Source organism: Streptomyces sp. NPDC002088 (assembly GCF_040296605.1).
GTDB lineage: Bacteria > Actinomycetota > Actinomycetes > Streptomycetales > Streptomycetaceae > Streptomyces.
The window spans coordinates 21183-39345 of sequence record NZ_JBEOXO010000001.1 but is presented as its reverse complement, the minus strand read 5'-3'; the positions used below and the strand labels follow the sequence as shown (position 1 = coordinate 39345).

Here is an 18163-nt window from a genome sequence, read left to right as displayed (position 1 = left end):
GCTCACCGGAGCCTGCTCGAGGCGAGGATGGACACCAGGTGCAGCACGGTCTGCAGGAGCGCGATGCCGGCCAGCACCGCGACGCCCAGCCGGGAGAAGAACAGGTCGCCGCGGACCTGGTCCACGACCGCCAGGACCAGGATCAGCAGGGACGCCTCGATGCCCAGCACCAGCCGGTGGAACTTCAGCGCCCCTGCGGCCCGGCGGGCCAGTGCCATGCCGGACGAGCGCGGCTCGGACGCCGCCTCCTTGACGGGTGGCAGCCCGCCCTGGTGGCGGGCGACGCCCACGAGGTCGGTCTCGGCCTTGATCAGGATCGCGCCGAGGGCGGCCAGGGTGCCGAGGAACGCCCAGAGCCAGTCGATCCGCCCGGAGCCCCACAGATCGGCGGCGCGCAGGCCGAAGCCGACGAGCACCGCGGCGTCGGTCAGGTAGGCACCGACCCGGTCCAGGTAGACCCCGCCGAGCGAGAACTGCTTCTTCCAGCGCGCGATCTCGCCGTCGACGCAGTCCAGCAGCAGGTACAGCTGGACACACACCACGCCGAGCACGGCGCCCGCGATCCCCGGCACCAGCAGGGCCGGGGCCGCGAGCACGCCGAAGACAGTCATCAGGTACGTGAGCTGGTTGGGCGTGACCCTGGTGTTCACCAGGTAGCGGTCGACCCGCAGGGACACCTCACGCATGTAGAGGCGTCCCATCCAGTGCTCACCGCTGCGCCGGTCCTTCACCCCTTCGGGATGGACGACCGGGCGGAGTTCAGCTACCGATGGCCTTGACATAGTCGGCGTAGATGTCCTTGATCTGTTCGGTCTTGAGGTCGAGGTGTTCGAGGATCGTGTAGCGGCCGGGCCGGGTCTCCGGGGCGAACTCGACGACCCGGACGAACTCGTCCGTGGTGAAGCCGATCTCCTCCGGGAGCACCGGCAGCCCGTGCCGACGCAGCACCTCGGCCATGTGGGCCGACGCCTCGTGGGCGCCGCGCAGGTACATCGCGAAGGCCGCGCCCAGTCCGCACTGCTCGCCGTGGGCGGCCGCCCGCTTGGGGAACAGCAGGTCGAAGGCGTGGTTGATCTCGTGGCACGCGCCGGAGGACGGGCGGGAGTCGCCCGACACCGACATCGCGATGCCGCTGAGGACCAGCGCCTCGGCCAGCACCTGGAGAAAGTCGTTGTCGCCGATGCCGCCCGGGTGCCGGAGCACCGCCTCGCCCGCCTGGCGGGCCATGGCGGCGGCGAGGCCGTCGATCTTCTCGCCCTTGACGCGGTTGGCGAGCTCCCAGTCCGCGATCGCCGAGATGTTGGACACGGCGTCGCCGATGCCGGCCCGTACGAAGCGGGCCGGGGCCTCGCGGATGACGTCGAGGTCGATGACGACCGCGATCGGGTTCGGCACACCGTAGGAACCGCGGCCCGCGTCGTTGTCGAGGGTGGCGACCGGCGAGCACAGGCCGTCGTGCGCAAGGTTCGTGGGCACGGCGACCAGCGGCAGACCGACACGCGCCGCGGCGAACTTGGCACAGTCGATGATCTTGCCGCCGCCGAGGCCGACGACCGCGTCGTAGTGACCGGCCTTCATGTCGCCGGCCAGCCGGATCGCGTCGTCGAGGGTGCCGCCGCCGACCTCGTACCAGGTGGCGCCGGGCAGCGAGGGCGCGATGCGCTCGCGCAGCCTCGATCCCGACCCGTTGCTGACCGCGACGGCGAGCTTGCCGGAGTGCGAGACGCGCTCGTCGGCGAGCACGGAGCCCAGGTCGTCGAGGGCACCCGGGCGGATGTCCACGACGACCGGCGAGGGGATGAGCCTCGTCAGTACAGGCACGCGATCTCCCGCCCCTTGGCCAGATCGTCGTGGTTGTCGATCTCGACCCACTTGATGTCGCCGATCGGCGCCACGTCGATCCGGAAGCCGCGGTTCACGAGTTCCTGGTAGCCGTGCTCGTAGAACTGCTGCGGGTCGGTCTCCCAGACGGCCTTCAGCGCGTCGGCGAGCTCGGGAGCGGCGTCGCCCTCGATCAGGGTGACGCCGATGTACTCGCCGGTCGCTTCGGCGGGGTCCATCAGCTTGGTGATCTTCGTCATGCCCTTGTCGGCGTCGACGACGACCTTCATCTCCTCGTCGGCCAGCGACTTCACGGTGTCCAGGGCGAGGATGATCTTCTTGCCGTCGCCGCGGGCGGCGAGCAGCGTCTTCTCCACGGAGACCGGGTGGACGGTGTCGCCGTTGGCGAGGATCACGCCGTCCTTGAGGGCGTCACGGCCGCACCACAGGGAGTAGGCGTTGTTCCACTCCTCGGCCTTGTCGTTGTCGATGAGGGTGAGCTTCAGGCCGTACTTCTGCTCCAGGGCCGCCTTGCGCTCGTACACGGCCTCCTTGCGGTAGCCGACGATGATCGCGACCTCGGTCAGACCGATCTCGGCGAAGTTGCCGAGCGTCAGGTCCAGCACCGTGGGTTCGCCCTCTATGCCCGCGGGCCCCACCGGCACCAGCGCCTTCGGCAGGCTGTCGGTGTAGGGGCGCAGACGCCGTCCGGCGCCGGCCGCCAGCACGAGGCCGATCATGCGGGTTCTCCTTCATCGTGTACGGCGGGGGCCCCGGAGGACACCCAGAAGCGGATGCTCTCGACGAGCACCACGAGGGCGACGACCACGGCGAGCACCGTGAGCGCGACCTTGAACTGCGTGGCGGTGAGCAACGTGGCCAGTACGGCGACGAGCAGCGTCCGCCCCTCCTGCCCCCCTATGGCGCGCACCAGCCAGGCTGACGGCGCTCCGGCGTTGCCGCGGATGCGGTACACCGTGTCGTAGTGATGGTAGGCGACGGCGGCTACCAGCCCGAAAGCCGCCGGTAGCGCCCCGTTCACGTCCGCCTGCGCGGCGAGGATCAGGACGGTGCCGTACTCGGCGGCGCGGAAGAACGGGGGGACCAGCCAGTCGAGGGCGCCCTTGAGGGGGCGGGCGACGGCGTCGGCGGACAGCAGGACGTACACGACGGCGGCCCCGACGAGCGAGAGGCCCGGCCCGTCGAGCCAGGCCGCGAGCACCAGCAGGACGCCGCCGACGACGGCGGTGAGGGGGGCCGGAATACGTACACCGGCCGGCAGGACGCGCACGAGCAACTCGGCCAGGGGCCCGCTGTCGGCGAGGTCGGTCAGCGCCTGCGCCGCCCGGTCGGTGCGCCGCGCCTTGCGCGTGACCGACCGCAGCAGACGGCCCGCCGTGGTGTACGTGGCGGCGAAGGCGCAGCCGACGAGCAGTGCGTAGAAGGTGATGCGCGGAGTGGTGGCCGCGGTCAGGACGGCGATCATCGCCCATCGTTCACCGATGGGCAGGACTATCATCCGCCGCACCCAGACCGTCCAGCCGACGCTGTCCAGCTTGTCGGAGAGAGCGGCGGTGGGACTGGTGTTGGCGTCGGCGTCGTGGTTCGCCTCGTTGAAGGAGAAGTCGACGACGTGCCGGCAGGCCTGCAGGACCATCGCGCCCAGGGCGAGGGCCCAGACGTCGTCGCCACCACGGGCCGCGCCCAGGGCGAGGCCGGCGTAGTAGGCGTACTCCTTGGCCCGGTCGAAGGTCGCGTCCAGCCAGGCGCCGAGCGTCGAGTACTGCAGCGAGTAGCGGGCGAGCTGGCCGTCGGTGCAGTCCAGCACGAAGGAGGCGATCAGCAGGACGCCGGCCGCGACGAAGCCGCCCCGGGTGCCGGTGGCCGCGCAGCCCGCCGCGATCAGCGCGGTGATCAGCGAGGCGGTGGTGACCTGGTTCGGGGTGAGGCCGCGGCGGGCGCACCAGCGGGCGATGTAGCGCGAGTACGGGCTGATGAAGAACGTGGTGAAGAAGCCGTCGCGGGCCTTCACGGCCGACTTCAGGCGTACGGCCTCCTCGTCGACGGCGGCGACGGCCTGCCGTGCCTCGTTGCGGGCCTGCGGGTCGGCGGGGACCGCGGCGACGAGGCTGCCGAGCTCGGGGCGGCGGACGTCGGCGCCGTCGGCGTCCAGGGCGGTGACGATGCGGTCGGCGAGGCTGTCGACGTCCCCCACGCTCGACTGCGCTCGCGCGGGGGCACCCCCACGCGCCGTACCGCCGCTCGCGGAGTTCTCCCGGGCCACGGCGCGGGTCAGGGCCTGGCGGCCCGCGGGCTGGGCGGTCACGGCGCCCGGCACCGCGGCGAGCGGGAAGCGGGGGTCGGTGAGGCCCAGACGCAGCGCGTGGACATGGCCCACGAAGCGGGCGTCGACGACGGCGACCCGCTGCTCACCCGGAACCTGGGCGAGGAGGGTCTCCGCGTCGGCGGCGTCGGAGGCGACCCGGACATCGAAGCCCAGTGACCGCAGATCGGTCTCGATCGACGATCCGGGGACCGGCTGGCCGGTGAGGATGGCGGTCGACAACCGAAACTCACTCCCTGGGTGCCGACGCGTCCGCGTCGGTCGTGTGCGCGATGGGGGCGCCCCTTGGCTGCACCAGGCGGGCGGCATGTCGGCAGAGGCTATCGGATGCCGGGAAGGCCGTGTTCACCGCCCGTTCACGGTCCGATCGACGCGGTCTGCCCTGGTCTTTGCCTGCCTTTGCCGAGATCATCATGGGTGATGGGCAGCCCGGCCCACAAACCCGCGCCCGCAGACCGGGCATCGGGGACATCGCGAAGCGCCGCGCCGTCCGGCATAGGGTGGACGACCATGACATGGCTGATCACCGGCGGAGCCGGATACATCGGGGCGCATGTGGCACGGGCCATGGCCGAGGCCGGAGAGCACGTCGTGGCGCTGGACGACCTCTCCGCGGGGGTGCCCACGCGGCTTCCGGCGGGCATCCCGCTCGTCGAGGGCTCGGCGCGCGACGGCGACCTGCTGAAGCGGGTCTTCGCCGAGCACGCGGTGACGGGTGTGGTGCACCTCGCGGCCCGCAAGCAGGTGGCCGAGTCCGTCGCCCAGCCGACCCGCTACTACCAGGAGAACGTGGGCGGTCTCGCCACGCTGCTGGGGGCGGTCGCCGGGGCCGGAATCGAACGGTTCCTGTTCTCGTCGTCCGCGGCCGTCTACGGAAACCCGGATGTGGACCTCATCACGGAGGACACTCCGTGCGCTCCGGTGAACCCCTACGGCGAGACCAAGCTGGCCGGGGAGTGGCTGGTGCGGGCGGCGGGCCGGGCGCACGGCATCGCGACGGCGTGCCTGCGCTACTTCAACGTGGCGGGCGCGGCGGCGCCGGAGCTGGCCGACACCGGCGTCTTCAACATCGTCCCCATGGTGTTCGACCGGCTCACCCGGGACGAGGCCCCGCGGATCTTCGGCGACGACTATCCGACACCCGACGGCACCTGCGTCCGTGACTACATCCACGTCGCCGATCTGGCGGAGGCACACCTCGCGGCCGCCCGCCGGCTGTCCGCGCCCGGAGCGGCGGGCGATCTGACGGTGAACATCGGCCGGGGCGAGGGCGTCTCCGTGCGCGAGCTGGTCACGCTCATCGGCGAGGTCAGCGGCGACTCCCGTCCGGCCCTCGTCGAGGCGCGGCGCCCCGGGGACGCCCCGCGCGCGGTCGCCTCGGCCGCCCGGGCCGCCCAGGAGCTGGGCTGGACGGCCCGGCGTGGGGCGCGCGAGATGGTCGAGTCGGCATGGCAGGGGTGGCTGCTGCACCACGGCCGCTGAGGCCTCACAGGCCCTGACCTGCGCTTCGTTTACGCAGGTCAGGGCACATGACAACGGTGTTCAGTGCCGCGTTGCCCGATACCTCCCACCCGTAGTTCACTGTGATCCCGGGCGGATCACAGGAGGCGTTTTCCATGGGGGCTGGGCACGATCACGGGCATGCGCACGGACACGGCGCACCGGTCACCGGCACGGCGGCCGCCGCATACCGGGGACGGCTGCTCGTCGCCCTGTCGATCACGCTCGGCGTCATGGTCGTCGAGATCGTCGGCGGGGTGCTCGCGGACTCCCTGGCGCTGATCGCGGACGCGGCGCACATGGCGACGGACGCGCTGGGCCTGGGCATGGCTCTGGTGGCCATCCACGTGGCGAACCGGCCGCCGAGCGCCCGCCGCACCTTCGGGTACGCCCGCGCCGAGATCCTCGCCGCGCTCGCCAACTGCCTGCTGCTGCTCGGCGTCGGCGGCTACGTCCTGTACGAGGCGATCCAGCGGTTCTTCACCCCCGCCGACACCGAGGGCGGGCTGATGATCGTGTTCGGTCTGATCGGTCTGGTCGCCAACACGATCTCGCTGACGCTGCTGATGCGCGGCCAGAAGGAAAGCCTGAACGTGCGCGGCGCCTTCCTGGAGGTGGCGGCGGACGCGCTGGGTTCCGTGGCGGTGATCATCTCGGCGGTGGTGATCCTCACCACCGGCTGGCAGGCGGCCGACCCGATCGCCTCGCTCGTGATCGGCCTGATGATCGTGCCGCGGACGGTGAAGCTGCTGCGCGAAACCCTCGACGTGCTGCTGGAGGCGGCGCCGAAGGACGTCGACATGGCGGAGGTGCGCGCTCACATCCTCGCGCTGGACGGTGTCGAGGACGTCCACGACCTGCACGCCTGGACGATCACGTCCGGTATGCCGGTGCTGTCCGCGCACGTCGTGGTGCGTTCCGACGTGCTGAGCGCGATCGGCCACGAGAAGATGCTCCACGAGCTCCAGGGCTGCCTGGGCGACCACTTCGACGTGGCGCACTGCACCTTCCAGCTGGAGCCGGGCGGGCACGCGGAGCACGAGGCGCGGCTGTGCCGCTGAGACCGGCCGCCGCGGAACGCAGCGGTCCGGCGCACACCGGCGTCCTTGAGTCCACGACCCGAGGTTTCCCTGAGGGTCCCACCCGACGTTTCCCTGAGTCGCCGACCCGAGTTTCCGCGGGTCCCCAGCCCGAAGATTCCCCGCGTCTCCAGCCGACGTTCGCACGGCTCCGGCCCGGACGGTTCTCCGTCCGCCCCGCCGGGCACGATCACCTATCGGGCCCCGCCTCCCGGTGTCCGACCGGTGCCGGCCGCACCCCCGCGCCCCACGCGGGACATGCGGTCGTGCCGCGAAGTGCCGGGAGTGCCGGATTCGTACGGCAGACTTGGGGCGCGAGGACCGATGCTAAGGATGGGTATGCCGATCACACCTGCCACCGCGACGCACAGCTCGTCGAACGGAACCGCGGACGCGATTTTGCTGGAACTGGTCGACGAGAACGGTGTGACGATCGGCACCGCGGAGAAGCTCGCCGCCCATCAGCCGCCGGGACAGCTGCACCGCGCCTTCTCCGTGTTCCTCTTCGACGAGCACGGCCGGCTGCTGCTCCAGCAGCGGGCGCTGGGCAAGTACCACTCCCCCGGTGTGTGGTCCAACACCTGCTGCGGCCACCCCTACCCCGGTGAGGCGCCGTTCGCGGCGGCGGCGCGACGGACCTACGAGGAGCTCGGTGTCTCGCCGACACTGCTCGCGGAGGCGGGCACCGTCCGCTACAACCACCCGGACCCGGCGTCGGGCCTGGTCGAGCAGGAGTACAACCACCTGTTCGTCGGCCTGGTGCAGTCCTCGCTGCGGCCGGACCCGGAGGAGGTCGGCGACACGGTCTTCGTGACCCCGGCCGAGCTGGCGGAACGGCATGCGAAGGACCCGTTCTCCGCCTGGTTCATGACCGTGCTGGACGCGGCCAGGCCCGCGGTCAGGGAACTGACGGGACCGTCGGCCGGCTGGTGAGCCCCGCGGTCAGATCAGCCGGACGGGTTTGAGCGGCAGGGCGGCCCAGATCACCTTGCCGCCGCTCGACGTGTGCTCGACGTCACACACCCCGCCCGCCTCCCGGGTGATCTCGCGGACCAGGAGCAGACCGCGGCCGCCGACCTGAGCGTGGTCGGCCTCCAGGGCCGTCGGGCGGTAGGGGTGGTTGTCCTCCACCGACACCCGCACCCACTCGGCTCCGACGGCCACCTCCACGGCGAGCATCGGCGACAGCAGCGCCGCGTGCTTGACGGCGTTGGTCACCAGCTCCGAGACGATCAGCAGCAGGCCCTGGACCAGGTCGTCGGAGACCGGTACGCCCTGGCGGTACAGCAGGTCCCGCACGGCGTGCCGCGCCTGCGGGACCGAGGCGTCGACGGCGGGGGCGGTGAACCGCCAGACGCCTTCGTACGGCAGCGGATCCGGCACTCTCGGTTCGAGGCGTTCGTCTGCCGCGCCTTCCGGTGCGCCTCCTGGGCGTGGGCCGGTCCCGCGCCCGTGGTTCTCCATCGTCCGGTCGCCACCCTTACGCTCGATTGTCACCACACGTCGAGTGTTGGTAACGCACCGCTCCGCACCGGAGAACTGGCCATAAGTCAGCGATTATCGAGCACTTCTGACCGCTGGAGCACGACATGGTCGGTTGCGAGACCGATGCTGTCCTGATCGCGCCGACTTCGCGAACTATTCGGGTTGTACGGGTTCGGTGGCCGGCACCGGCCCCCTGATTGATCACGCGTTCCACGTCTGCGGCTAGCATCCGCCGCATGGAGCCCCAGTTGCTGCACAGCGTCACCGAGTCGGTCGCCACCGTCGTCATCCACCATCCGGCCAAGCGCAACGCCATGACGGCCGCGATGTGGCGGGCGCTGCCCCCGCTGCTGGACGCCCTGGCCGCCGATCCCGGCGTACGGACCCTGGTGCTGACCGGGGAGGGGGGCACGTTCTGCGCGGGGGCCGACATCTCCACGCTCCAGGGTTCGCCCGAGGAGGCGCAGCGGCTGGCCGTGCTCGCCGAGGAGGCGCTGGCCGCTTTCCCGAAGCCGACGCTGGCAGCGGTGCGGGGGCACTGTGTGGGCGGGGGCTCGCAGCTCGCGGCGGCCTGCGATCTGCGGTTCGCGGAGGAGGGCGCGCTGTTCGGGGTGACGCCGGCGAAGCTGGGGATCGTGTATCCCGCCTCCTCCACCAGGAGATTGGCGTCGCTGGTCGGTCCGGCCGCCACCAAGTACCTGCTGTTCTCCGGCGAGTTGATCGACACGGTGCGGGCGCTGCGCACGGGTCTGGTCGACGAGGTGCTGCCCGCGGGTGAACTCGACAAGCGGGTCGCGGAGTTCACCCGGATCCTGGCGTCGCGCTCGCAGCTGACGCAGGCCGCGGCGAAGGAGTTCGCGAACGGACACACCGACCGCGACACCTACTGGGCGGAGCGGGCGCGCGACAGCGGCGACACCGCGGAGGGCGTCGCCGCGTTCCTGGAGCGCAGGCAGCCGCGCTTCACCTGGACTACGTCAGGATGAACCGGCTCCGCGCGCGCAGCTCGGCGACGATGTGCGCGGGTGCCTTCTCGGGGGAGCCCGCGTCGTAGGGCGGCTGCGGGTCGTACTCGGTCGCCAGTTGGACGGCCTGGGCGTATTCGTCGCCCGCGATCCTGCCCAGCAGGGTGAGCCCCATGTCGATGCCGGAGGAGACACCGGCGGCGGTGACGTACTTGCCGTCGAACACGACCCGCTCCCCCGTGGGCTCGGCGCCGAAGCGCTTCAGGAGGAGCGTGTGCGGGGCACAGACGTCCGTGAGGGCCCCGTCGGGTACGAGGGTCAGGCCGCTGGAGGTGCGCACGGGGGCACCGTCCAGCGATGCGGTACGGATGCGGTAGGTGCCCGGGATGTGCTTCTCGGCGCCCGCGAAGACCTCCACGGGGCCGGTGACATCGAGGCTCTGCACGCCGTCGAAGAGGACGACGAGAACGGTTCGCTGCGCCATGCGATCGATTCTCGGCGGGCCCGAGGATGGCCGCAATGACGGGTTCCCCACCTTTCCTGCCATCGACGTGCCGGCGTCCTGCCAGGGAGGATTCGACGCAGCGCCGCTCCGTCACCCCGCCCTGATCCCCCGTTGTCGGTGCCACCTGCCACAATTGCCGCGCAACCTCAGTGGAGAAGGCGGTACGGGATCGTGACGACACCCCTCGTAGGGTCCATCGAAGGCAGGATCGCCGAGGAGCTCGGCGTACGGGAGCGGCAGGTCAAGGCTGCCGTGGAGCTGCTCGACGGCGGTTCGACGGTGCCCTTCGTCGCCCGCTACCGCAAGGAAGCGACCGAGATGCTCGACGACGCGCAGTTGCGCACGATCGAGGAGCGGCTGCGCTATCTGCGGGAGCTGGAGGAGCGGCGGACGGCGATCCTGGAGTCGGTGCGCGAGCAGGGCAAGCTCACCGAGGAACTTCAGGCGCAGATCCGGGGTGCCGAGACCAAGGCACGCCTGGAGGACATCTACCTGCCGTACAAGCCCAAGCGGCGCACCAAGGCGCAGATCGCGCGCGAGGCGGGCCTCGAGCCGCTCGCGGAAGGTCTGCTCGGCGACCCGACCGTGGAACCGCTCGCCGCGGCCGCCGCGTTCGTCGACGCCGACAAGGGCGTGGCCGATCCGCAGGCCGCGCTGGACGGCGCCCGAGCGATCCTCACCGAGCGGTTCTCGGAGGACGCCGACCTCATCGGCGAGCTGCGCGAGCGCATGTGGGTGCGTGGCCGCCTCGCCGCCAAGGTGCGGGACGGCAAGGAGGAGGCGGGCGCCAAGTTCGCCGACTACTTCGACTTCGCCGAGCCGTTCACCGAGCTGCCCTCGCACCGCATCCTGGCGATGCTGCGCGGCGAGAAGGAGGAGGTCCTCGACCTCGTCCTGGAGCCCGAGGAGCCGACGGAGGGTCCTTCGTCGTACGAGGGCATCGTCGCGCACCGCTTCGGGATCGGCGACCGCGGGCGCCCCGGCGACAAGTGGCTCACGGACACGGTCCGCTGGGCCTGGCGCACCCGCCTCCTGGTCCACCTCGGCATCGACCTGAGGCTGCGGCTGCGTACGGCCGCCGAGGACGAGGCGGTCAACGTCTTCGCGGCGAACCTGCGGGACCTGCTGCTGGCCGCTCCGGCGGGCACGCGCGCGACGCTGGGCCTGGACCCCGGTTTCCGTACGGGCGTGAAGGTGGCCGTGGTCGACGCGACCGGCAAGGTGGTGGCGACCGATGTCATCTACCCTCACGTCCCGGCCAACAAGTGGGACGAGGCCGTCGCCAAGCTCGCCCGGCTCGCCAAGGAGCACACGGTCGAGCTGATCGCCATCGGCAACGGCACGGCGTCCCGCGAGACCGACAAACTCGCCGGGGAACTCATCACCAAGCACCCGGAGTTGAAGCTCACCAAGGTGATGGTGTCCGAGGCGGGCGCGTCCGTGTACTCGGCCTCCGCCTTCGCCTCGCAGGAGCTGCCCGACATGGACGTGTCGCTGCGCGGCGCGGTCTCCATCGCGCGCCGGCTCCAGGACCCGCTGGCCGAGCTGGTGAAGATCGACCCGAAGTCGATCGGTGTCGGCCAGTACCAGCACGACCTGTCCGAGGTGAAGCTGTCGCGTTCGCTGGACGCGGTGGTCGAGGACTGTGTGAACGGCGTCGGCGTGGACGTGAACACGGCATCCGCCCCGCTGCTCTCGCGCGTGTCCGGGATCTCCTCCGGGCTGGCCGAGAACATCGTGGCCCACCGGGATGCGAACGGCCCGTTCAAGTCCCGTTCCCAGCTGAAGGGCGTGGCCCGGCTCGGCCCCAAGGCGTACGAGCAGTGCGCGGGCTTCCTGCGGATCCGGGGCGGCGACGACCCGCTGGACGCGTCCAGCGTGCACCCGGAGGCGTATCCGGTGGTGCGGCGCATGGTGAAGACCTCGGGCCAGGAAGTGGCCTCGCTCGTCGGCAACACGTCCGTGCTGCGGTCGATGAAGCCGAGCGACTTCGTGGACGAGACGTTCGGTCTGCCGACGGTGACCGACATCCTCAAGGAGCTGGAGAAGCCGGGGCGCGACCCACGGCCCGCCTTCAAGACGGCCACCTTCAAGGAGGGCGTGGAGAAGATCTCCGACCTGGTGTCGGGGATGATCCTGGAGGGCGTCGTGACGAACGTGGCGGCCTTCGGGGCGTTCATCGACGTCGGCGTCCATCAGGACGGTCTGGCGCACGTCTCCGCGCTGTCGAAGACGTTCGTCAAGGACCCGCGGGACGTCGTGAAGCCCGGCGACATCGTCAAGGTGAAGGTCCTCGACGTGGACATTCCGCGGAAGCGGATCTCACTGACGCTGCGGCTGGACGACGAGGCGGCGGCGCAGGACAGCGAGCGGCCCTCCGGTGGAGGCCGTCAGCAGCGGGGCGGGCGTCCGCCTCAGCAGCGGCAGCAGCAACAGCGGCAGGGGCAGGGCCAGGGGCAGGGCCAGCAGCGGCAGGGGCGTGGCGGGGGCGGCGGTGCCCGTCAGGCACCCGCCCCGGCCAACAGCGCGATGGCCGACGCACTGCGCCGGGCGGGGCTGCTGGACCAGAAGAAGGGCAAGAGCTGAACCGACGGGCTCGGCCCCCGACGTCGTACGGGGGCCGGGCCCGTCGTCGTGCCGGACAGCGACAAGGGCGTCAGCGTTCCGTCACCTTGCCGTCCGCCACCTCCAGGCGGCGTGTCACGTGTACCGCGTCCAGCATGCGGCGGTCGTGGGTGACCAGCAGGAGTGTGCCCTCGTAGGCGTCGAGGGCCGTCTCGAGTTGCTCGATGGCCGGCAGGTCGAGGTGGTTGGTCGGCTCGTCGAGGACGAGGAGGTTGACGCCTCTGCCCTGGAGCAGGGCCAGCGCCGAGCGGGTGCGTTCGCCGGGTGACAGGGTCGACGCCTGACGCAGCACGTGGTCCGATTTCAGGCCGAACTTGGCCAGCAGCGTGCGAACCTCGACCGGTTCGGTGTCGGGGACCGCCGCGCAGAACGCGTCCAGCAGGGACTCGGAGCCGTAGAACAACTGGCGGGCCTGGTCGACCTCGCCGACCAGGACGCCGGAGCCGAGGGCGGCGTGGCCCGCGTCCAGCGGGACGCGGCCGAGGAGCGCGCCGAGCAGGGTCGACTTGCCGGCTCCGTTCGCGCCCGTGACCGCGACCCGGTCCGCCCAGTCGATCTGCAGGGACACCGGGCCGAACGTGAAGTCGCCGCGCCGTACCTCGGCGTCCCGCAGGGTCGCCACGACCGCGCCCGAGCGCGGTGCCGCGGCGATCTCCATGCGCAGGTCCCACTCCTTGCGCGGTTCCTCGACGGTGTCGAGCCGTTCGATCATGCGCTGGGTCTGCCGGGCCTTCGCGGCCTGCTTCTCGCTGGCCTCGCTGCGGAACTTGCGGCCGATCTTGTCGTTGTCGTTGTTCGCCTTGCGCCGGGCGTTCTTGACGCCCTTGTCCATCCAGGAGCGCTGCATCTGCGCGCGGTCCTGGAGGGCGGCCCGCTTGTCGGCGTACTCCTCGTAATCCTCGCGGGCGTGCCTGCGGGCCACGTCCCGCTCCTCCAGGTAGGCCGTGTAGCCGCCGCCGTAGAGGTTGATCTGCTGCTGGGCGAGGTCGAGTTCGAGGACCTTGGTGACGGTACGGGTGAGGAACTCGCGGTCGTGGCTGACCACGACGGTGCCGGCGCGCAGGCCGGTCACGAAGCGTTCGAGGCGCTCCAGGCCGTCGAGGTCGAGGTCGTTGGTGGGCTCGTCGAGCAGGAAGACGTCGTAGCGGGAGAGGAGGAGGGAGGCGAGGCCCGCGCGGGCGGCCTGGCCACCGGACAGGGACGTCATCGGCTGGTCCAGGCCGACGCCGAGGCCGAGCGAGTCGGCGACCTCCGCGGCCCGCTCGTCGAGGTCGGCTCCGCCGAGGTCGAGCCAGCGTTCCAGGCTCGTCGCGTAGGCGTCGTCGGCGCCCGGGGCGCCGTCGACCAGCCCCTGTGTGGCCTCGTCCATCGCCAGCTGGGCCGCGGCGACCCCGGTGCGGCGGGCGAGGAACTCCCGCACGCTCTCGCCGGGCCGCCGCTCCGGCTCCTGCGGGAGATGGCCGACGGTCGCCGTCGGCGGGGAGAGCCTGAGCTCGCCCTGCTCCGGTGCGCTCAGCCCGGCGAGCAGGCGCAGCAGCGTGGACTTGCCGGCGCCGTTGGCACCGACGAGACCGATCACGTCACCGGGCGCGACGACGAGGTCGAGCCCGGTGAAGAGGGAGCGGTCGCCGTGTCCGGCGGCGAGGTTCTTGGCGACGAGGGTGGCAGTCATCAGGTCGTCGATCCTACGACAGGGCCTGGCGGCCGGATGGCGGACCGGTCAGCGGGGCATCGCCTCCACCAGCACGCTTCCCGACGTCCTGGCCACCACGAAGGACGCGCCCTTGACCGCCTTCGCGTCGAGGGCAATGCGGTGCCGGCCGGGTTCCAGGACACCGTCGAAGACCTCGTGCGTATGGGTGCGGGAGAGAAGGTCGAGGCGGTACGTGGTGAGGCGGACACGGCAGGGCGAGGTGACCTCGACGCCCGCCTCTCCGTCGGCGGCGACCAGCCGGGTGAGGCGGCGCTGACCGGCGGGGCTGCGGTCCAGGGCGTGTTCGATCTGGGCGACGAGCAGCGGGACGATCGGGGCGAGGCCCTCGACGTAGGCGACGTCGAGTCCGGCTCGCTCGAAGGAGTCGCGTACGGCGGCGCGTTCCGCCTCGCCGACCGTGGCGCCGAAGACGACGGCGCCGTAGGCGCGCAGCTCGTCGGCGGGCACGTCGTGTGCGTCGCGGGTGATGTCGGCGCCGATGCCGATGGTGCGCAGGGCGGCGGCGAGCTTGGCCAGGAGGGCGACGCGGGCGCCGATCAGCAGCACCCGGCGGCGGCTCGCATGATCGTGGTCGTTCAGCAGGGAGTGCAGGGCCGCACGGTACTCGTGGCCGTGGAAGCGGAAGGGGCCGATGCCGTGGTAGCCGTTGAGCTCCAGGTCGACGTCCTCCTCCGTCTGCCAGGCGAAGTCCCGCCAGACGAAGTCGTCGCCGTGTCTGTCGATGACGGCGGTGACCGCGCCGCACGCGAGGTCGGCGCACTCGGGACAGCCGTAGATCACGTACCGTCCGCCGGGCAGTGGCGCCTGCGCCTCCAGGAGGAGGTTGCGGACCTGCTCGGTGAAGATCGCGGGCGGGATGTCGGAGGCGAGCGGGGAGACGGCATCGAGGTCGGAGAGCTGGTACAGCAACGGGCGCCCGTCGACGACGAAGTCCAGGAAGTCCCGGTGGATCTGGTAGCCACCGTCGGCGAGCACCGCACCGGCGCGCATCGCCGGGGCCAGGCCGAAGGTCACGTACGCGGCAGACATGCTGTGAGTATTCCCAGAGTGGCGGCGTTCTGAGCACGGCATGACATATTCCGCTAACGTCCCTGCGTGGCACGTGAATCGAGTGACGATGTGATCGTGGTCGGCGGCGGGGTGATCGGGCTGACGACGGCCGTCGTGCTGGCCGAACGCGGCCGGCGGGTGCGGGTGTGGACGCGGGATCCGGTCGAGCGGACCACCTCGGCGGTCGCCGGCGCACTGTGGTGGCCGTACCACATCGAGCCGGTGGCGTCGGCGCGGACGTGGGCGCTGCGGTCACTGGACGTGTACGAGGAGCTGGCCGAGCGGCCCGAGGTGACCGGCGTACGCCTGGCCGAAGGGGTGCTGGGCGAGACGGACCTCGACGAGGTGGCCGGCTGGGCGTCCACCCGGCTGCCCGGGCTGCGTGCGGCGACGGCTGACGAATACGCCGGGACGGGCGTGTGGGCGCGGCTGCCGCTGATCGACATGGCGGCGCATCTTCCGTGGCTGCGGAAGCGGTTGGTGAAGGCGGGCGGTTCGGTCGAGGAGCGTACGGTGTCCGACCTGGCGGAAGCCGAAGCCCCGGTCGTCGTCAACTGCACGGGGCTGGGCGCCCATGACCTGGTGCCGGACCCCTCGGTACGGCCTGTGCGGGGGCAGTTGGTCGTCGTGGAGAACCCCGGGATCCGCACCTGGCTCGTCGCCACTAACGCCGCCGGCGAGATGGCGTACATCTTCCCGCAGCCGGGCCGGCTGCTCCTGGGCGGCACAGCGGAGGACGACGTCTGGTCGACGGAGCCCGACCCCGCGGTGGCGGAGGCGATCGTACGGCGGTGCGCGGCGCTGCGGCCGGAGATCGCCGGGGCGCGGATCCTGGGACACCGGGTGGGGCTGCGGCCCGCGCGCGAGACCGTGCGGCTGGAGCGTGAACCGCTGCCGGACGGGCGGGTGTTGGTGCACCACTACGGTCACGGCGGCGCGGGCGTGACGGTGGCCTGGGGATGCGCTCAGGAGGCGGCCGCACTGGCCACCGCCGCCTCCTGAGCGCTCATGGGATCTGAGCGTTTACGGGATCCGGTGGGCGTTCAGCGGTGCCCGTACGCCGTCCAGGGTCCCGGCGTCGACCGCTTCGGCCGCTTCGACCGCCGATCCGGCTGTGGCGCGCGCGAAGGCGGCCGCGCCGCCGACGAGCGGGACCCGGGCCGAGGTGCGGGACAGGTCCACGGTGAGGGTAGGGGTGGTGGAGGGCGGGTCGATGAGGTCCTTGTCCGTGCCCGCCACGATCAGCGCCAGACGATGTCCCTTGGGCACGATGTGGTCGGTGGCGGCCAGGTCCAGGGTGATCGTGTACGCCTTGCCCGGGGTGAGGGGGACGCCCTTCAGATCGGAGGCGTAGTTGCCGAGGTCGGCCCAGCCGCGGCTGAGGACCGTGTAGTCGACGTCGGCGGTCTTCGCCTGGGTCTCCTTGAAGCAGGCGCTGTCGCCGGTGCTGCTCACGCCCCAGCAGGTGCGGTCGGTGAGGGTGGTGATGCCCTCGCCGCTCGCCGCGTAGTCGCGGATGGTGTCCGGGCCGAGGTCGACCAGGACGGCGGAGAGGTGGGCCGTCGCGGTCGTCGGGGTCGCGGTGACGGTGACCTCGGAGGAGCCGGACAGGCGCAGGTCGTCGGTGAGGGGCCCCGTCACGAAGCCTGCCTTGTCGGGCGTGGCGGTGTCGATCTGCGCGGCCCAGTCGGTTTCGCTGAGCTGCGGGTTGTCGGTGAAGGTCTCGGTGCCGGTGCTCTTGCGCAGGCCGAGGGTGCCGACGCCCGCCCGGGATCCGGTCGCGGGGCGCAGGGTCGTCGCCTGCGTGCCGCGCGGGGGCCAGACCGTGGAGGTGGCCCACTGGTCGGGGTGGCGTTCGATGTCGGCCATGGGCTCGCGGTCGATGCCGTTGTCGTAGCCGAGGAGTTCGTGGTCGAACCAGCGGTGCAGGGTGTCGACCCAGGCGGTGCGGCGGAAGTCGAAGGGGTCGACGTGGCCGGTCTGGGAGAGCCAGATCTTGCGCTCGACGCCCTGCTTGGCGAGGGCGTCCCACCACTGGCCGAAGTTCTTGGTGCGGACGTTGAGGTCCTGGAGGCCGTGGACGAGGAAGACGCTCGCCTTCACCTTGCTCGCGTCCTTGACGTAGTCGCGCTCGCTCCACAGATCGGTCCAGTCGCCGGTGCGCGGCGCCTCGTCGACGAGTTTCTGCTGCACGGCGGCGCATTTGGTGCGGGCGTCGGGGCTGTCGACGTAGTCGGAGAGCCAGTCGGGGCCGGAGTCGTAGAGCGGGGCGCCCTTGGCGAAGTAGTAGTCGTACCAGGAGGAGATGGCGCTGATCGGGACGATGGTCTTCAGGCCCTTCACACCGGTGGCGGCGACGCCGTTGGCGATGGTGCCGTCCCAGCTCTTGCCGATCATGCCCGTGCTGCCGTTGGTCCAGCTCGCCTGCACCTTGGTCGTGCCGGTGCGGGTGGTGTACGCCCTCGCCCGGCCGTTCAGCCAGTCGATCACGGCCTTCGCGGACTGGATGTCGGAGCGGCCACCGACGTCCACGCAGCCGTCGGAGCGGTTGGTGCCGGCGAGGTCTACGCCGACGAAGGCGTAGCCGCGGGGCACGAAGTAGTTGTCGTAGAACAGCGGCATCTGGACGACGTTGCCGGCGGCGTCGTACGTCTTCTTCTGGCTCTCGTTGCCGCGGCCGCAGCAGGAGTAGTAGGGGCTGGCGTCCATGATGACGGGCACCTTGCGGCCCTGCTCGGCCGCTTCGCGGGGCCGGACGATGTCGGCGGCGACGCGGTCGGTCTTCCCGTCGCCGTCGCCGTCGAGTCCGGTGTCCACCCAGACGGCCTCGCGGACGGCGTCGGCGTAGGAGTAGACGGGCCTGCTCTCCCGCGGGGCGCCGTGGGCCGCCGCCGGGGTGAGGAAAGCGGCCATCAGGGCGGCGACGGCCGCTGTCGCGAGCGTTCTCCAGATCGTGAAGCGCATGCGTGTTGGCATGCGCGGACGCTACATCGGTCAACTCCCGTGCAGAAGAGGCCAACCGGACGCCCATGGGTGCGGGGGAGCGTCGTGGGGCCGTTCGGCTCGTGACGGCCG

Annotated in this window: 15 protein-coding genes; 6 read left to right on the top strand and 9 right to left on the bottom strand. The window is 71.4% G+C overall.

What is annotated here, in order from left to right; genetic code table 11:
• Positions 1-2: 2 nt before the first annotated feature.
• From ABT114_RS00170 to ABT114_RS00155, 4 genes are read right to left on the bottom strand one after another with little or no spacing between them, the layout of a single operon-like run.
• Positions 3-782 (bottom strand): CDP-alcohol phosphatidyltransferase family protein, encoded by a 780-nt coding sequence (locus ABT114_RS00170; protein WP_351136844.1) that lies wholly within the window; start codon positions 780-782, stop codon positions 3-5.
• Complete coding sequence (locus tag ABT114_RS00165) at positions 760-1821, bottom strand: iron-containing alcohol dehydrogenase family protein (protein ID WP_351136842.1); 1062 nt, start codon at positions 1819-1821, stop codon at positions 760-762. Before ABT114_RS00165 ends, ABT114_RS00170 begins: the two co-directional genes overlap by 23 nt.
• The gene (locus ABT114_RS00160) at positions 1809-2561 is read right to left on the bottom strand and encodes a phosphocholine cytidylyltransferase family protein (RefSeq protein ID WP_351136840.1); all 753 of its coding nucleotides are present in this window, start codon (positions 2559-2561) and stop codon (positions 1809-1811) included. Before ABT114_RS00160 ends, ABT114_RS00165 begins: the two co-directional genes overlap by 13 nt.
• Positions 2558-4387: a DUF5941 domain-containing protein gene (locus tag ABT114_RS00155; RefSeq protein WP_351136838.1), complete on the bottom strand. Its 1830-nt coding sequence runs from the start codon at positions 4385-4387 to the stop codon at positions 2558-2560. The genes ABT114_RS00160 and ABT114_RS00155 overlap by 4 nt, the downstream gene beginning before the upstream one ends.
• Before the next feature lie 288 nt (positions 4388-4675).
• Between ABT114_RS00155 and galE the strand changes: the two genes are divergently transcribed.
• The 3 genes from galE (at position 4676) to idi (ending at position 7677) form a co-directional block, all read left to right on the top strand.
• Complete coding sequence (galE, locus tag ABT114_RS00150; protein WP_351136836.1) at positions 4676-5647, top strand: UDP-glucose 4-epimerase GalE; 972 nt, start codon at positions 4676-4678, stop codon at positions 5645-5647.
• Positions 5648-5781: 134 nt separating this feature from the next.
• A complete protein-coding gene (locus tag ABT114_RS00145) occupies positions 5782-6726 on the top strand; it encodes a cation diffusion facilitator family transporter (RefSeq protein ID WP_351136834.1) in 945 nt (314 codons plus the stop codon).
• Positions 6727-7083: 357 nt separating this feature from the next.
• Entirely contained in the window at positions 7084-7677 is a 594-nt protein-coding gene (gene idi / locus ABT114_RS00140) for an isopentenyl-diphosphate Delta-isomerase (RefSeq protein ID WP_351136832.1), read from the top strand.
• 9 nt (positions 7678-7686) lie between these two features.
• Here the strand turns inward: idi and ABT114_RS00135 are convergent, their stop codons facing one another.
• Positions 7687-8208: an ATP-binding protein gene (locus ABT114_RS00135; protein ID WP_351138146.1), complete on the bottom strand. Its 522-nt coding sequence runs from the start codon at positions 8206-8208 to the stop codon at positions 7687-7689.
• A gap of 257 nt (positions 8209-8465) precedes the next feature.
• Here ABT114_RS00135 and ABT114_RS00130 point away from each other — a divergent pair, with 257 nt between their 5' ends.
• Positions 8466-9215, top strand: a complete 750-nt coding sequence (locus tag ABT114_RS00130; protein WP_351136830.1) for an enoyl-CoA hydratase/isomerase family protein — start codon at positions 8466-8468, stop codon at positions 9213-9215.
• Here the strand turns inward: ABT114_RS00130 and ABT114_RS00125 are convergent.
• On the bottom strand, positions 9202-9678 hold the full coding sequence (locus tag ABT114_RS00125; RefSeq protein ID WP_351136828.1) for a DJ-1/PfpI family protein: 477 nt from the start codon (positions 9676-9678) through the stop codon (positions 9202-9204). The two genes, ABT114_RS00130 and ABT114_RS00125, sit on opposite strands and share 14 nt — an antisense overlap.
• Before the next feature lie 192 nt (positions 9679-9870).
• Here ABT114_RS00125 and ABT114_RS00120 point away from each other — a divergent pair, with 192 nt between their 5' ends.
• Positions 9871-12285: a Tex family protein gene (locus ABT114_RS00120; protein ID WP_351136826.1), complete on the top strand. Its 2415-nt coding sequence runs from the start codon at positions 9871-9873 to the stop codon at positions 12283-12285.
• Positions 12286-12355: 70 nt separating this feature from the next.
• On the opposite strand, the gene ABT114_RS00115 is transcribed toward ABT114_RS00120, so the two are convergent.
• On the bottom strand, positions 12356-13996 hold the full coding sequence (locus tag ABT114_RS00115; protein WP_351136824.1) for an ABC-F family ATP-binding cassette domain-containing protein: 1641 nt from the start codon (positions 13994-13996) through the stop codon (positions 12356-12358).
• A gap of 48 nt (positions 13997-14044) precedes the next feature.
• Positions 14045-15067: an oxidoreductase gene (locus tag ABT114_RS00110; RefSeq protein ID WP_351136822.1), complete on the bottom strand. Its 1023-nt coding sequence runs from the start codon at positions 15065-15067 to the stop codon at positions 14045-14047.
• Positions 15068-15133: 66 nt separating this feature from the next.
• On the opposite strand from ABT114_RS00110, the gene ABT114_RS00105 reads away from it, so the two are divergent.
• The gene (locus tag ABT114_RS00105; RefSeq protein WP_351136820.1) at positions 15134-16090 is read left to right on the top strand and encodes an FAD-dependent oxidoreductase; all 957 of its coding nucleotides are present in this window, start codon (positions 15134-15136) and stop codon (positions 16088-16090) included.
• A 21-nt stretch (positions 16091-16111) separates the two neighbouring features.
• Here the strand turns inward: ABT114_RS00105 and ABT114_RS00100 are convergent, their stop codons facing one another.
• Positions 16112-18064 carry a Xaa-Pro dipeptidyl-peptidase gene (locus ABT114_RS00100; protein ID WP_351136818.1) on the bottom strand — a complete coding sequence of 651 codons (1953 nt, stop codon included), beginning with the start codon at positions 18062-18064 and terminating at the stop codon, positions 16112-16114.
• Between the last annotated feature and the right edge of the window lie 99 nt (positions 18065-18163).